Below are 13,709 nucleotides of genomic sequence, written 5' to 3'. Positions count from 1 at the left end.
TGTGTCGACCAGCGCTAGCGCTTTAGCGCTTACGCGGGTCCCATGCAGGTTTATCGCTGTTGCTTCGCTGCGGGGCCGAGCACGCGCACCGGTTCACCCGCCGTGACATTCAGTGCCGCCGCTTCACTCGCGCTCAGTGTGAACACGCCGTCGTGCACGATGCCCGGCGCGAAGCCCACGCGAAAATCGCCCAGCGACGTATTCGAGACGAGCGAGCGCACGCCCTCTGGCGCATGCGCCTCGCCGATCTCGACCGGCACCACCACGCTGTCGCGCACCGTGCGCAGGTCGCCGATATGGCATTCGAGCACCGGGCCCGCGTCGAAGATATCGACGTGATTCTCGTAGCGCAGCCCTTCGGCTTCGAGCATGCGTCGCGCGGGAACCGTGTCGGCATGCGTGAGGCCGACGCACGCCTGCGCTTCCTCGGGCAGGAGTTCGACGTACACCGGGTATCTCGGCATCAACTCCGCGAGAAACGACTTGCGCCCGTGCGAACTGAGATAGTCGGCGGCGTTGAAATCGATCTGGTAGAAGTGCGAACCGACTGCACGCCAGAACGGCGACGTGCCTTGCGCGTCGAAATGGCCGCGCAATTCCGCGCACAGGCGCTCGGGAAAGCGCTCGCGAAACTGCGCGATGAACATGAAGCGCGAGCGCGAAAGCAGCCCGCCCACGCCACCCGTGCGATACCGCGGCGAAAGAAAGAGCGAACACACCTCGGCATAGCCCGTGAGATCGTGCGAGATATTGAGCGCGCGCATGCGCGTCCAGATGCCGAGTTCCTGGCTCGCGTGCACCACCGTGCTCACGCGGTAGTTGTAGAACGGCTGCTCCAGTCCCACGGCCGTTTCGATGCCGCACACACCGGCCACGTCGCCCGTTGCCGTGTCTTCCATCACGAAGAAGTAGCCGGCTTCGCGCAACTCGGCCTCGCCTGCGAGCGTGCGCCGTGCGCGCTCGATGCGCGCCTTGAGCGCTTCACGGTCCGGCTTGAAGGTGGTGAGGCCGGGCCCCGTTTCCTGGGCGAGCGCGACGAGCGCGTCCACGTCGCCCGTTTGCACGACGCGTACCACGATCATTGTGCGTCTCCCATGTATGCGTCCTCTGTTTGCGGGGTGGCGCGGTAAAGCGGCGCACAGCGCACCGGTTCGCCGTCCTGCACGCCGAGCGCGGCGCGCGCGGCGGCGTCGAGCGGCGCGAAGTGACGTTCACTCGTGCCTGCGCCCTTCTCGCGTTCGGGCAGCGTCGCGAGCACGCAACGGAACTCTCCCGCGCGTTGGCTCGCGACCAGATACGCCGCGCCCTCAGGATTCGATGCGAGCGCAACTTCGCGTACCGTGCGCGCCTCGCTTCCGGCGACCGAAGCCGTGCGATCTACCTGGGCGGTCAGCACCGGGCCCGCATCGAAAATATCGACGTAGCGGTCCGGCTCGTAGCCCTCTTCCAGATGGATTTCGTAAGCGAGCAACGCGCTCGGGTCGGGCTCGCCGAGCACGCGCTGCGCAGGCTCGGGCAGCAGCGGCACATAGAGCGGGTAAGCCGGCATCACTTCGGCGATGAACGTGCGGCTGCGTCCACCCGAGGCGAGCTCGATGTCCTTGAAATCGCGCCCGAAGAACTTGCGCCCCACCGCTTCCCAGAACGGTGACGCGCCGTTTTCGTCGGTCACGCCGAGCAGCAGCGTGAACACTTCGGGCGTGAAGCGCCGACGGTTCATCGCGATGTACATCATGCGTGCGCGCGACATGAGATGTGCGGCCGCGTCGCCGCGCAGCGTTGGCTCGATATAAAAGCCCGCGAGACGGCTCTTGCCCGTGAGTTCATGCGACATCGTCAGCGCATGAATCTTGCGGTTCACGTGCAGCTCACGCGACGCATGAATGAGCGCATCGTTGCGAAACGCGTAGAACGGCTCGGCGTAGCCGGCCGCCGCCACGATGCTCGACGTGCCGACGAGCCGCCCGGTGGCGGAATCTTCGAGCACGAACAGATAGAACTCCTCACCGGGGAAGTCCACGTCCGCGCGAAACGAATCTTCGGAAAGCGCGATGCGCGCTTCGAGCGCCGCGCGGTCGTGCGGCAGCGAATGCAGCACCGGCTGCGCGGTGCGCGCCATGTGGGCGATCGCATCGAGATCGGAAAGCCTGGCGGGGCGAACGAATAGCATCGTCGGTCCTATGTGCGCTGTGGTCCAGTTGGGCGCGCTGCGATCAGCGCGTGCCGTCGACGCCAATGACGTCGTTGCAGGCCTGCTCGAAGCGGGCGAAGCCTTCGTCGAGATCCGCTTCGGGAATGATGAGCGACGGCGCGAAGCGCAGCACGTCCGGCCCCGCAATCAGCATCATCACGCCGCGATTCGCCGCCGCCGCGTTGAAGTCCTTGGCGCGGCCGGCAAAGCGCGCGTTCAGCTCGGCGCCGATCAGAAGACCCTTGCCGCGCACTTCCTTGAACATGTCGAAGCGCTCGTTGATCTTCACGAGCTTGGCGCGAATCGCTTCGCCGCGTGCACGCACGCCTGCGAGCAGCGCAGGATCGCTCACCAGTTCGACTACCTTGCCCGCAATCGCGGCGCCCAGCGGATTGCCGCCGTAGGTCGTGCCATGCACGCCTACCTTGAAGTGCGCGGCGATCGCTTCGGTCGTGAGCATCGCGCCGATCGGAAAGCCGTTGCCGAGCGCCTTGGCCGTCGTGAGGATGTCGGGCGTGACGCCCGTATCCTCGTAGGCGTAGAAGTGCCCCGTGCGGCCCACGCCCGTTTGCACTTCGTCGAAAATCAGCAGCGCGCCGTGCGCGTCGCACGCTTCGCGCAGTGCGCGCAGGAATGCCGGATCGGCGGGAATCACGCCGCCCTCGCCCTGCACCGGCTCGACGATCACGGCGCAGGTCTGCGCGCCGATCGCGCGCTTCGCCGCTTCGATATCGTTGTATGGCAGATGCGTGATGCCGCCCGGCACGGGGCCAAAGCCTTCCGAATACTTGGGCTGGCCGCCCACGCTCACGGTGAAGAACGTGCGGCCATGGAACGACTGCGTGAACGAGACGATCTCGAACTTGTCAGCGCCGTGGCGATCGAAGGCCACGCGGCGCGCGAGCTTGAGCGCCGCCTCATTGGCTTCCGCGCCCGAGTTCGCGAAGAACGCGCGGTCGGCGAACGTCAGTGCTTCGAGTTGTTGTGCGAGGCGCAGCACCGGCTCATTGGTGTAGCCGTTGCCGATGTGCCAGAGCTTGCTGCCCTGCTCCTGCAGCACGCGCAGCAGTTCCGGGTGCGCGTGGCCGAGCGAAGTCACGGCGATACCGCACGCGAAGTCGATGTAATCGCGGCCCTCTGTGTCCCACACGCGCGAGCCTTCACCCCGGTCGGGCACGAACGGCGCTGGCGAGAAACACGGCACCATCACTTCGTCGAAGGTCTTGCGGCTCACAGTCTGGTCGTTCATGGCGATTCCTCTATTACGCAGTGCGTGTCGAATTCGGGGTCGATGTGCGTTGGGGCCGTGCCCTTTCGCTCAGTTAGTTCGTGCAGTGTAGGCAAGCTGCGCGCAAACGTCTTGCGCAGGCGCGACGCGTTTTTTCGTACGGAAGCTGCAAGGTCCGCGCACTGGCCGCGCCGCGGCCAGGTTTCACTCAACTTCCGGCGGCTCGACGAGCGCGCCCGCGCGCGGCTCGGCGGCGGCCCCGCCGTGCTGGCGCTCGATCCAGTTGCGGCGGTCCTCGCGCGGCGTGACGCCAAAGCGCTCGCGGTACGCATTCGAAAAATGCGCCGCCGAAGAAAACCCGCACGCAAGACTGATCTGCACCACCGACTTGCTCGTGCGCTGCAACTGCGAGCGCGCCTTGGCAAGGCGCAGGCCCAGGTAGTACTTGGAAGGCATCGCGCCGAGGTACTGGCGAAAGAGCCGCTCAAGTTGACGCCGCGAGACGCCCACGAGATTCGCGATCTCGTCGGTCGTGAGCGGGTCTTCGATGTTCGCTTCCATCAGCTTGAGCGCGTCGTTCAGGCGCGGATGGCGCTCGCCCGGTGCGGTCACGAACGGAATGCGCTGCCGCTCGTCGCCGCTGCGCAGCGTGCTTGCGCCCAGCGCGTCGGCAATGCGTTCGGCCAGTTCCGGGCCGTGGTCGCGGCCGATCATCGCGAGCATGAAGTCGAGCGTGGCCTGGCCACCCGCGCAAGTCGCGCGGTCGCGGTCGATTTCGTAGATGTGCTGCGTGACGATGGTGCGCTCGAACTGCTCCGCGAACTGCTGGAACGTCTCCCAGTTCGCGGCCACGCGGTAGCCCTGCAACTGCCCCGCCATCGCGAGCCACCAGATGCCGTGGTGAATGCCCGTGACGAGCGGCGTGCGCTGGCCCACGCGCGCGAGGCTCGCGAGAAACAGGCGGAAGTCGGCGAACTGCTGGTAGCGCTCGGTCACGACGATAAGCCAGTCGCACGACACCGCGTCGCCAAACGCGCAGTCGGCGGGCCATTGCGCGCCGCCCGCCAGCGGCACGGGGCGGCCGTTCCACGAGCACATTTGCCAGCGGTACAGCGCGCGGCCGTCGATTTCGTTGGCGAGATTGAGCGCATCGACGACCGGGCCCACGCCCGACATCGAAACGGGCGGGAGCGCGACGATCGCGACCTGGATGGTGCGCCCGGCGCGCGCGAGCGGCGCCTGGCCGCCGGGCGCGGCGGCAGGAACGGGAGCGGGATGGAGAACGGTGGGACGGACCATCGGCGAGACGGGGCGCGCGACTCAACGCGCCGCTTACTTGAGGCTGCCCGAGAGGAACTGGCGCAGGCGATCGCTCTTCGGCGCGCCGAGCACATCCGCGGGCGCGCCCTCTTCCTCCGTGCGCCCCTGGTGCAGGAACATCACATGATTCGAGACGTTGCGCGCAAAGCCCATTTCGTGCGTCACGACAATCATCGTGCGGCCTTCTTCGGCAAGCTTTTGCATGACCTTGAGCACTTCGCCCACGAGCTCGGGGTCGAGCGCCGAAGTCGGCTCGTCGAACAGCATCACGTCGGGATGCATGGCAAGCGCGCGCGCAATCGCCACGCGCTGTTGCTGGCCGCCCGAAAGATGCGAGGGATATTGCTTCTCCACGCGAGGCGCGAGACCCACCTTCTCCAGATACTCCCGCGCGCGCTCCTCGGCTTCCTTGCGCGGCACGCCCAGCACGTGCAACGGCGCTTCCATCACGTTCTCGAGCACGTTCATGTGCGACCACAGGTTGAAATGCTGGAACACCATTGCGAGCTTGGTGCGGATGCGTTGCAGTTGCTTGTGGTCGGCCACGTCCAGGTCGCCGTTGCGGCCCGCCTTCGTGCGCACGGCCTCGCCGTCCACGATGATCTCGCCGGCGTTCGGCTTCTCGAGGAAATTGATGCAGCGCAGGAACGTGCTCTTGCCCGAGCCGCTCGCGCCGATGATGCTGATCACGTCGCCCTTCTTCGCGTCGAGCGAGACGCCTTTGAGCACCTCGTTGTCGCCGTAGCGCTTGTGGATGTCGCGCGCGACGAGCTTGCTATCTGAGGATTGCGTCTGAGCCAAGATGGTCTCCAGTTTCCGAGGTTCCGGTGTTCCGGTGATTCAGCGGGTGCGCACGGCGAGATGGCCGAGCCAGCGTTTTTCGGCGCGGCGGAACGCGGCCACCAGCACGAACGATACCGCACAGTAGATCAGCGCCGCGAGGCCGAACGACTCGAACGAGCGGTAGGTGGCCGAGTTGGCGTCGCGCGCGACCTTGAGGATGTCGGGCACCGTCGCGGTGAAGGCCACCGTGGTCGCGTGCAGCATCAGGATCACTTCGTTACTGTACAGCGGCAGTGCGCGGCGCAGCGCCGAAGGCAGGATCACGCGCCAGTACATCGTGAACGGGCTCATGCCGTAGGCGCGCGCCGCTTCCACTTCGCCGTGTGAGGTGGCGCGAATCGCGCCCGCGAAAATCTCTGTCGTGTACGCGCAGGTGTTGAGCGCAAACGCGAGCACCGCACAGTTCAGGCCGCTGCGAAAGAACGCGTCGAGGAGCGGCTCCGCGCGAATGAACGCGAGACTGTACACGCCCGTGTAGATGAGCAGCAACTGCACATAAAGCGGCGTGCCGCGAAACACATAGGTGTAAAAGCGCACCGGCAGCGAAAGCCAGCGTTTGCTCGACACACGCGCCACGGCGAGCGGCACCGCGCACACGAAGCCGAAAGCCACGGATATCACGAGCAGCCAGAGCGTCATCGCGAGGCCGGACACATGCTCGCCGTCCCAGTAGAGGAACGCGCGGCCAAATTGCTGAATGATTTCGTTCATGGCGGGCGTTTTCCTCAGAGTTGCGCGTGACGCACGCCCACCGAATAGCGGCGTTCGAGCCAGATCAGCGCGAAGTTCGAGAGCGTGGTGATCGCGAGGTAGATGAGCGCCGCGATCACGAGGAAGAAGAACAGGTTGAAGGTGCTGCGGCCCGCGTCCTGGGCGGCCTTCACGACATCGGCGAGACCGATGATCGAGACGAGCGCCGTCGCCTTCACGAGCACCTGCCAGTTGTTGCCGATGCCGGGCAGCGCGAAACGCATCATCTGCGGAAAGAGGATGCGGGCGAACACACGCGCGCCGCTCATGCCGTAGGCGTGGCCCGCTTCGAGCTGGCCGCGCGGCACGGCGAGAAACGCGCCGCGGAAGGTCTCGGTGAAGTACGCGCCGTAGATGAAACCGAGCGTGACGACGCCGGCCAAGAACGGATCGATGTCGATCTGCGCCATGCCGAGCGCGTCGGTGGCCTCGTTCACGCCGATCTGGATGCTATAGAAGAGCAGCAGCATCAGCACGAGGTCGGGCACCGAGCGGATCAGCGTCGTGTAAGCGGTCGCCACGGCCGCGAGCGGCCGGTTGAACGAGAGCTTGGCCGCCGCGCCGGCAAGGCCTAGCAGGACAGCCACGCCGAGCGAGAGAAGCGAAAGCTCGATGGTCTGGATCGTGCCGGCGAGCAGCACCGGGCCAAAGCCGTAAAGGATCACGCGCGTCTCCGGATCAAGTCGTTTTGTCGTGTCGGGCGGCCTCGCGCGGCCTGTGAGCGCCGGCGAAACCGATGAACTGGCGCGGATCGTCTCAGTGCAAAATAGATTGCTCAAACTGGCACGGCGTGAATATTGCACTGCAGCATTGCGGTGCCGCGCATGGGCGCACGCGGATCGGGCCCGCGCAGCCGCGGGCCCGATGCTTTTGAAAGGTGAAAAAAAATGCCCCGGCACGCGGGGCGTGCGGGGCATTTACGCAAGTTTGGGGTCGCTTTTTCGATAGGTGCGCGGCGCGCGCCCAGCGGCCCTGCCGCGCTTACGCGGCGCGCGTATGCGTGCAGCGCGCGCTGAGCGCACGGGCGTTCGCGCCAATCAGCTTTTCGGCGAGCGCGCCAAAAAGCAGGCCGATCGTGGTCCAGAGAATCACCTGCATACCGATCGACGCCGTGCGGAACTTCCACAGCAGTACGGCCGGGAAGGCGGCGGGCACCTCGTTGACCGCCGGCAGCGCGAACTGGACCGCGCCGATCACGACGACGAACAGCACGAGCGCCACGATCGAAGCATTCCACCCGCCAAGGCGCGGCACGAAGACGGCGCGCACCTTGAGCGAGAACACCGACACGGCGATCGAGATCGCGACCATCAGGAAGAAGAGCCCGGTTCGATAGCCGATCGTCTCCGGGTCCCCGACCGAGGGCGGGTTCGCCGGGTACTTGATGCTCGGCACCATGTAGATCGCGACGAACGCCGCGAGCGCGAGCCAGGCCGAGAGCGCGCGCGGCGAAAGACGCCCTACGCGTCCGTTCGCATACGCGAAGACGAGCGCAAAGAGGCCGCCGATCGATGCGCCATAGACCATCACGCCCGTGAAGAGCCCGAGGCTCGCCTGGGTCTTGCGGCTCACGATTTCGGGTTCGGGGGCTTCACCCTTCGCGGCATCGAGCTTTTCTTCGAGGGAAATCGCCTGATCGACCTGGGGCTCGCCCACGATCTTCGCGAAGCCGAACGTGAGAAGTCCCGCGGCGATGCCTGCGAGCATGCCGCGTACCAGCAACTTGCCGACCATGTTCAGCTCCCGGTCAGTGGCAGGGAAAGCCGAGCAGGTGGCGGCCGTCGTGAACGAATTCGTGGACGTACATGCCCGGGACGATCGAGGTCGCGCCTTGCTCGGCGCCCACGAAGTACAGGGCCAGCAGCAGCATGAGGCCGCCGAAGATCGCCCAGGGCAGGATCTCCCGCAGCGCAATGGGTGCCGGCGCGGCCGGTGCGTGCTGCAGGGGGAATGCGGTGTCGGACATGCTGACTTCTCCTGGGGTAACGCGCCCCGCTAGTCGTTGAAAAAGTGGTTCACGACGCGCGGGTCTGACTCCCGTTGCTTCGATTCAATCGAAATTCAATCGACGGCAACCAGTTACAGTGGCGCGACCGCGCCGGACTTGCACCGGCTTCCGCGTGTCGTGGAGCCTGTATTCTACGCGCTACGACAACTGGCTGCGGACCGGATGTCAGCTACAGGGAAGTGATACGTAAGGAAAAGCATGCCGACGACAGTTTGGCTGATCAGTCATGCGGCGAATGCCGCACAGCGCTCGGGAACATTCCCGCAAGCGCCTGTAGCGGACGATGAAGCCGAAGAAGCGCTCGACGCCCGCGCACTCGCGGCGCTTGCTGCTTGGCGCGAGCGCTGGCACGCTCGCCTGGCCGGTGGCGAGCGCAATGGCGAGGCGCAACGCGCGGTGACGAGTCCCGCTGCGATCGCGCGAGCGTGCGCACACGCGGCCGGCTTCGCCGGGGCAACGCCAGTCGGCGCCCTCGCCGACACGGCCTTCGGCGCGTGGCAAGGCAAGCGCCTCGCGGATCTTGCCCATGAAGCGCCCGACGCCCTTGCCACCTGGACACGCGACCCCGCTTTCAGGCCGCCGGGCGGCGGCGAATCGTTCGACGATGTCCGCGAGCGCGTTAGCGCCTGGCTCGATGCGATCCCCAGCTCCGCTACCGACATGGTCGCCTTCACCCATGCAAGTGTGATGCGCGCGGCGATTCTTCACGCGCTGGGCGCGCCGTCGTCGGGTTTGCGCTCGATCGAAATCGCGCCGCTTTCCGTCGTAGCGCTACGCCGCAGCCAGCACGGCTGGGTGTGGCTCGCGGCAATGGGCTGAGACCAGACACCGCATTCCTTGATCTGTGTACGTGCGCCGCGAACATCGCGCGTATCAACGCGTTGACACATACGCACTCGAAGCCTAGCATCCGTGATGTATCAACCACGTAGATACACCACGATCAGGTATGGACATCAAACTCAATACCTTATTGGCCAAACAGCCAATTCAGTACGAGGACGAAATGGCGATACAAACCCTGAAGCGTTGGGGAAACAGCCTTGCGGTGCGCATTCCAGCCAGCCTTGCCAGCAAACTGTCGTTGGCGGAGGGGCAAGAAGTCGAGGTGGAAGTCGAAGATGGGTCGCTCACGGTTCGCCCGCATACGGCGATCCGGCGCTTCTCGCGCGAGCGCTATTTGCAGCAGTTGCGCGAGCGCAAGCTCGAGCCGCACCCGCTCATCGACTTCGGACAGCCGCAAGGGACCGAAATCGGCGGACCCGATGACCCCACGCGTTTCGACCCATGGTAAGGAACGCATGAAGAACGGCACACCAGACGCAGGCGACATCCTCTGGCTCAACGTCGGTCCAGGCGCAGGCAGTGAGCAGGAAGGCTATCGCCCTGTCCTCGTCCTGACCGACGCCGAGTTCAACGGACTCACAACCCGCTTCGTCGGCCTGCCGATTACCCGCACCGTTCACGGGTGGGAGTCGGAAATCCCGATCAGCGGCTTGGCCAGCCCCTGCGTCGCAATGGCCGACCAGGTCACGACGCTTTCGCTCGCGGGCAGAGTCTGGCGGCACAAGGGGGAATCGGCGAGCGCGGAGGAACTGGAGGCGGCGAAGTTCGCCGTCGCCGGCATTCTGGATCTGTAGCCGGCAATGCAGTAGCAGAAAGAAGCCGAAGCGCCCTAGTCCAGTCCCAACTGCGCCTTGATGGCCGGCATCATGTACTGCACGGCCGCGCGCCCTTCTTCAATGGCGGGGCCGGCGCGATGAAAGTCGAAAATCCCCATGCCGCCCAGGCGCGGCTGGATCAGCACGTCGGCGGGCTCGCCCGCCAGGCGGCTGCGCGTAATGCGCACCTGCATGATGTCGATACTCTGGGCTACCGAACTCAACACGGAAGGCACGCGCGTGCTAGGCGGCGGCGCCACGCGCACGTCCGGCCCGCCTGCCGCGCCGGGACCGGCCGGCTGCAGCCAGCGCGGGAAGCGCTTGCCGTTGCGGCGCAGAAGCGGTTCATGCGCCGCTTCAGCGCTTTCTGCGCCATTGGCGCCGTGATTCACCGCCCCTGCAGCCGATGCGGCCGTCGCTGCGTCGCTCGCCTCCACGGGCAACTCGCGCGGCATCGTGTCGATCGCGCCGCCCAGGTCGCGGCCGTTGAGAATGTCGTGATTCAGGTCGATGGCGATCACGGTGTCGGCACGCATCGCGCGCGCGGCGGACACCGGCACCGGGTTGCTCAGCCCGCCGTCGACGAGCCACACGCCGTCATGCCAGATCGGCGTGAAGATGCCGGGAATCGCAATCGACGCGCGCACGGCGTCCACCACGCCGCCTTCGCGCAGCCAGACCTCGCGCCCGGTGTCGAGTTCGGTGGCGACCGCCGTGAACGGCAACTTCAGGTCATCGATCGAGCGGCCATTGAACTGGTGCGCAAACAGGTCGATCACCTTGCGCCCGCCGAGCAGCCCGCCCGAAAAACGCAAGTCGAGCAGACGCACCACAGTCTGCCAGGTGAGCTTGCCCACCCAGTCTTCGAGCCAGTCGAGATCGCCGTTTGCGTATACGGCGCCAACCAGCGCGCCGATCGACGTGCCGCACACTACGTCGGGCTTGATGCCCGCTTCCTCGAGCGCGCGAATCGCGCCGATATGCGCCCAACCGCGCGCCGCGCCCCCGCCGAGCACGAGCCCCACACGCTTGGGCCGTCTCCGGTTCATCATGCGCGCCTCCTTGCGTGATCGTGAGTCAACTGGGTCAGCGCCCGCGGATCACGTCCGAGCGCGAGGTCGTCGTGACCCGCCCGTCCGGTCCGAAATGCACGTTGAAATACGCTTCGGGCGTCACGCCCCCTTCCAGCCACTTCCAGCTCCACACCGTCTCCTTCTTCAAGCGGTAGCCGGCCACCTGCCCCGGCTTGCCGAGCAGGCGCCGCACCTCGTCCTCGCTCATGCCAACGCGGATCTTCGCAAAGTTTTCCGCCGTCAGCGCCTGGGTAATGGCCACGAGCCGCCCGTTCGGGCCGATGTCGACCATCCAGGTCTTGAGGCCCTGCGGACCGCGCGGATACTCGAGGCGGCGCGAACCGTCGTCGAACACGCGCTCGGTTTCGGGCTGGCCCATCTGCTCGCGCACCTGCTCGAACGTGGAGACGCCAGGCGTGAGCCCCCTGAGCAGTAGCGCGTCGGGCTTGACCGAATCGATGAACGTCTTGAATCCCTGCCAGATGGAATGGAACATGGCGCCGAGCTGGTGATCGTTGCAGCCGGAAAGCATGAACGCCGCCATGGCGGCGCATGCGAGCGCGAGCGAACGCGTGGATGAAAACGTGGGCTTCATGTCCCTGATAACGCATCAACATGGGCTTGCGCCTACGCGTGCGCGAAGAACCCGCGCGCGCCGGCATGCCCACAATGTACCGTCAATGGACCTGATCGTGCCGTGAGCCCCGCTTCGAGCCCACCTGCGCGGAGACCTTCGTCACGGCAGGCAGCGCCTCCCCGGACTGCGGACCATGGCGCAATGCGCGACGCGCGCGAACGATTTCCGCGGCCTGCCACGTAATCAGCGCGAGCACGCCGAACACCACTTCGCGCATGCGCTTGACGAGCGCGAGCGAGAACGCCACTTCCTGGCTCACGCCAAAGAGTTGCGCGAGCAGCACCACGGCGACTTCCTGCACGCCGAGGCCGGCAGGCACCATGAAAGCGGCATGGCGCACGGCCTGCGTGATGGCTTCGATGGCGAGCGCATCGCCCACCGAGACCGGATGGCCGAGCAGCGCGAGCGCCCACCATGTCTCGAACGCCCCGAGCATATAGCCGGCGAGCTGCCAGAAGAAGGCGCGAAACATGAGGCCGGTGCGCGACATCAGCGCGTCGAGATCGGCGTCGAGCTGCTTGCCGTCGAGGCCGACCATGAGCGGATTGTCAGTGCCGAGCAGGCGCGCGGCCCAGCGTTCGATCGCATGAAATACGCCGCCGCGACGCAGCAGGAATACGGCAAGCACGGGCAACGGCGCCGAGAGCAGGAGCGCGAGTGCGATCGTGACGATGGTGCGCAGCGACCCGCCGTCGCCAGTGGCCGCGACGATCAGCACGACACCGAGCGCCGAGAACGCATATTGCACGGCGATCGTCACGAACACCTCGACAATCACCGAAGCCGTCACCTCGCTCGCATTGCGCACCTTCCAGCGCGCGAGGCGAATGCCGACGAGCTCGCCGCCAACCCCCACCACGGGCAGCAGCCGGTTCACGGCCTCGCGCACGGTCGCGGTCCACCAGAGGAAGCTGAGCGGCGCGCGCTTGTCGAGCAGGAGGCGCCACGCGTGCGCATCGAGCAGAAGCGGCAGCGCGTGGAATGGCACGAGCCACAGCAGCATGGGGCCAGCCGTGCCGATTACGCGCAGCACATCGTGCGCGCCGTTATGGACGACGAGACCGATCAGAATGGCGATGCCGACCGGCAGGCCAAGCCACTGCAGCCACTTCATGACGCTCGCACCTCGGAGCCGCGCGACGCGGCGGAACCTGAGCCCGAAGCCGCGCTGAAGAACACATCGGTAAAGCCGCCACGGCGCACGCCTGCTTGCGCGAGCGCTGCGGCCACGCGCGGCGAGATCAGCGCGCCGAATTCGTCGGCGTGGCGATAGGTGCGCATCGACGGCGTGATGGGCGCCTCGGCCGCTTCATCGGCGAGCGCCGGGTGGCAGTAGATCTCGCCTACACCTTGTGCGGGCAGATGCGCGAGCGCGTCGAGCACGGCGGCCTCGTCCATTGCGCCCGTCTTTGCGATGCCGACTACATAGTCGTTGTGGGCGATGCCCGCTCGAGCCAGGCGCGCGCGCACGAGCGCGAGCCAAGGCTTCAGTGCGAACGGCGCGCCCGCCTCGAGCGGCAGACGCATCGCGCGCAAACCATAGTCGCGGCCGATCTCGAGGATCAGCGCGAGCACCGTGGGATGCAAATGAAAATGCTTGTGCGTATTCACGTGATCGAGCGCGAGCCCGGTCGCCGCGAACGCTTCGAACTGCGCGCGTATTTCCTTCGCGAGCTGCCTGCGTACATGCGGCAGGAAGAAGAAGCGCACGCCGTCGCGAACCATGTTGTCGCCAAACCGCCCTTGCGCATCGACGAGCGCGGGGATCTGCGCGCGCGGCAGCATCGCCGCGCCGTCCGCCAGCACCAGATGCAGCCCCACGCGCAAACCCGGCGTGCGGCGCGCCCGCGCTACGGCATCGAGCGCGGCGGGCGCGGCCACCATCAGGCTCGCGCAGTCGAGCACGCCCTCGCGATGCGCACGCTCCACCGCCGCATTGACCCGCTCGTGCAGGCCAAAGTCGTCGGCGGTGAAGATCACCGCGCGAGCATCGCGGGA

The 13,709-nt window shown here is 66.3% G+C and carries 16 protein-coding genes and 1 riboswitch; of the genes, 3 read left to right on the top strand and 13 right to left on the bottom strand.

Annotated features, from left to right (window positions below; all coding sequences use genetic code 11):
* Positions 1 to 50: 50 nt before the first annotated feature.
* From astA to U5A57_RS24195, 9 genes are all read right to left on the bottom strand, one after another.
* Complete coding sequence (astA, locus tag U5A57_RS24235; RefSeq protein ID WP_321914178.1) at positions 51 to 1,082, bottom strand: arginine N-succinyltransferase; 1,032 nt, start codon at positions 1,080 to 1,082, stop codon at positions 51 to 53.
* Positions 1,079 to 2,170: an arginine/ornithine succinyltransferase subunit alpha gene (gene aruF, locus U5A57_RS24230; RefSeq protein WP_321914177.1), complete on the bottom strand. Its 1,092-nt coding sequence runs from the start codon at positions 2,168 to 2,170 to the stop codon at positions 1,079 to 1,081. Before aruF ends, astA begins: the two co-directional genes overlap by 4 nt.
* A gap of 43 nt (positions 2,171 to 2,213) precedes the next feature.
* Positions 2,214 to 3,440 carry an aspartate aminotransferase family protein gene (locus tag U5A57_RS24225; protein WP_321914176.1) on the bottom strand — a complete coding sequence of 409 codons (1,227 nt, stop codon included), beginning with the start codon at positions 3,438 to 3,440 and terminating at the stop codon, positions 2,214 to 2,216.
* 183 nt (positions 3,441 to 3,623) lie between these two features.
* Positions 3,624 to 4,595 (bottom strand): GlxA family transcriptional regulator, encoded by a 972-nt coding sequence (locus U5A57_RS24220; protein ID WP_321914316.1) that lies wholly within the window; start codon positions 4,593 to 4,595, stop codon positions 3,624 to 3,626.
* A 156-nt stretch (positions 4,596 to 4,751) separates the two neighbouring features.
* Positions 4,752 to 5,543, bottom strand: a complete 792-nt coding sequence (locus U5A57_RS24215) for an ABC transporter ATP-binding protein (RefSeq protein WP_415774657.1) — start codon at positions 5,541 to 5,543, stop codon at positions 4,752 to 4,754.
* 36 nt (positions 5,544 to 5,579) lie between these two features.
* Positions 5,580 to 6,293 (bottom strand): ABC transporter permease, encoded by a 714-nt coding sequence (locus U5A57_RS24210; RefSeq protein ID WP_321914174.1) that lies wholly within the window; start codon positions 6,291 to 6,293, stop codon positions 5,580 to 5,582.
* A 14-nt stretch (positions 6,294 to 6,307) separates the two neighbouring features.
* Positions 6,308 to 6,997 (bottom strand): histidine ABC transporter permease HisQ, encoded by a 690-nt coding sequence (locus U5A57_RS24205; RefSeq protein ID WP_321914173.1) that lies wholly within the window; start codon positions 6,995 to 6,997, stop codon positions 6,308 to 6,310.
* Positions 6,998 to 7,313: 316 nt separating this feature from the next.
* Positions 7,314 to 8,066 (bottom strand): CbtA family protein, encoded by a 753-nt coding sequence (locus U5A57_RS24200; protein WP_321914172.1) that lies wholly within the window; start codon positions 8,064 to 8,066, stop codon positions 7,314 to 7,316.
* Positions 8,067 to 8,079: 13 nt separating this feature from the next.
* Positions 8,080 to 8,298, bottom strand: a complete 219-nt coding sequence (locus tag U5A57_RS24195) for a CbtB domain-containing protein (protein WP_321914171.1) — start codon at positions 8,296 to 8,298, stop codon at positions 8,080 to 8,082.
* 39 nt (positions 8,299 to 8,337) lie between these two features.
* A riboswitch (cobalamin riboswitch) is annotated at positions 8,338 to 8,494 on the bottom strand.
* Positions 8,495 to 8,538: 44 nt separating this feature from the next.
* On the opposite strand from U5A57_RS24195, the gene U5A57_RS24190 reads away from it, so the two are divergent.
* The 3 genes from U5A57_RS24190 (at position 8,539) to U5A57_RS24180 (ending at position 9,980) form a co-directional block, all read left to right on the top strand.
* Entirely contained in the window at positions 8,539 to 9,159 is a 621-nt protein-coding gene (locus U5A57_RS24190; RefSeq protein WP_321914170.1) for a histidine phosphatase family protein, read from the top strand.
* Between the two features lie 130 nt (positions 9,160 to 9,289).
* Positions 9,290 to 9,634 carry an AbrB/MazE/SpoVT family DNA-binding domain-containing protein gene (locus U5A57_RS24185; protein WP_321914168.1) on the top strand — a complete coding sequence of 115 codons (345 nt, stop codon included), beginning with the start codon at positions 9,290 to 9,292 and terminating at the stop codon, positions 9,632 to 9,634.
* Between the two features lie 7 nt (positions 9,635 to 9,641).
* Positions 9,642 to 9,980 (top strand): type II toxin-antitoxin system PemK/MazF family toxin, encoded by a 339-nt coding sequence (locus U5A57_RS24180; RefSeq protein WP_321914167.1) that lies wholly within the window; start codon positions 9,642 to 9,644, stop codon positions 9,978 to 9,980.
* 35 nt (positions 9,981 to 10,015) lie between these two features.
* On the opposite strand, the gene U5A57_RS24175 is transcribed toward U5A57_RS24180, so the two are convergent.
* From U5A57_RS24175 to hpnK, 4 genes are all read right to left on the bottom strand, one after another.
* Positions 10,016 to 11,053: a patatin-like phospholipase family protein gene (locus tag U5A57_RS24175; RefSeq protein WP_321914166.1), complete on the bottom strand. Its 1,038-nt coding sequence runs from the start codon at positions 11,051 to 11,053 to the stop codon at positions 10,016 to 10,018.
* 34 nt (positions 11,054 to 11,087) lie between these two features.
* A complete protein-coding gene (locus tag U5A57_RS24170; RefSeq protein ID WP_415765829.1) occupies positions 11,088 to 11,669 on the bottom strand; it encodes a hypothetical protein in 582 nt (193 codons plus the stop codon).
* 82 nt (positions 11,670 to 11,751) lie between these two features.
* The gene (locus tag U5A57_RS24165) at positions 11,752 to 12,825 is read right to left on the bottom strand and encodes a lysylphosphatidylglycerol synthase domain-containing protein (protein ID WP_321914165.1); all 1,074 of its coding nucleotides are present in this window, start codon (positions 12,823 to 12,825) and stop codon (positions 11,752 to 11,754) included.
* Positions 12,822 to 13,709: hopanoid biosynthesis-associated protein HpnK (gene hpnK / locus U5A57_RS24160; protein WP_321914164.1), on the bottom strand; the 888-nt coding region annotated here is incomplete at its 5' end. The genes U5A57_RS24165 and hpnK, both read right to left, overlap by 4 nt.

It is taken from the genome of Paraburkholderia sp. J11-2, assembly GCF_905220185.1.
Lineage (GTDB): Bacteria > Pseudomonadota > Gammaproteobacteria > Burkholderiales > Burkholderiaceae > Paraburkholderia.
The sequence above is the reverse complement of the archived record's forward strand: the minus strand, read 5'-3'. Positions and strand labels throughout refer to the sequence as shown.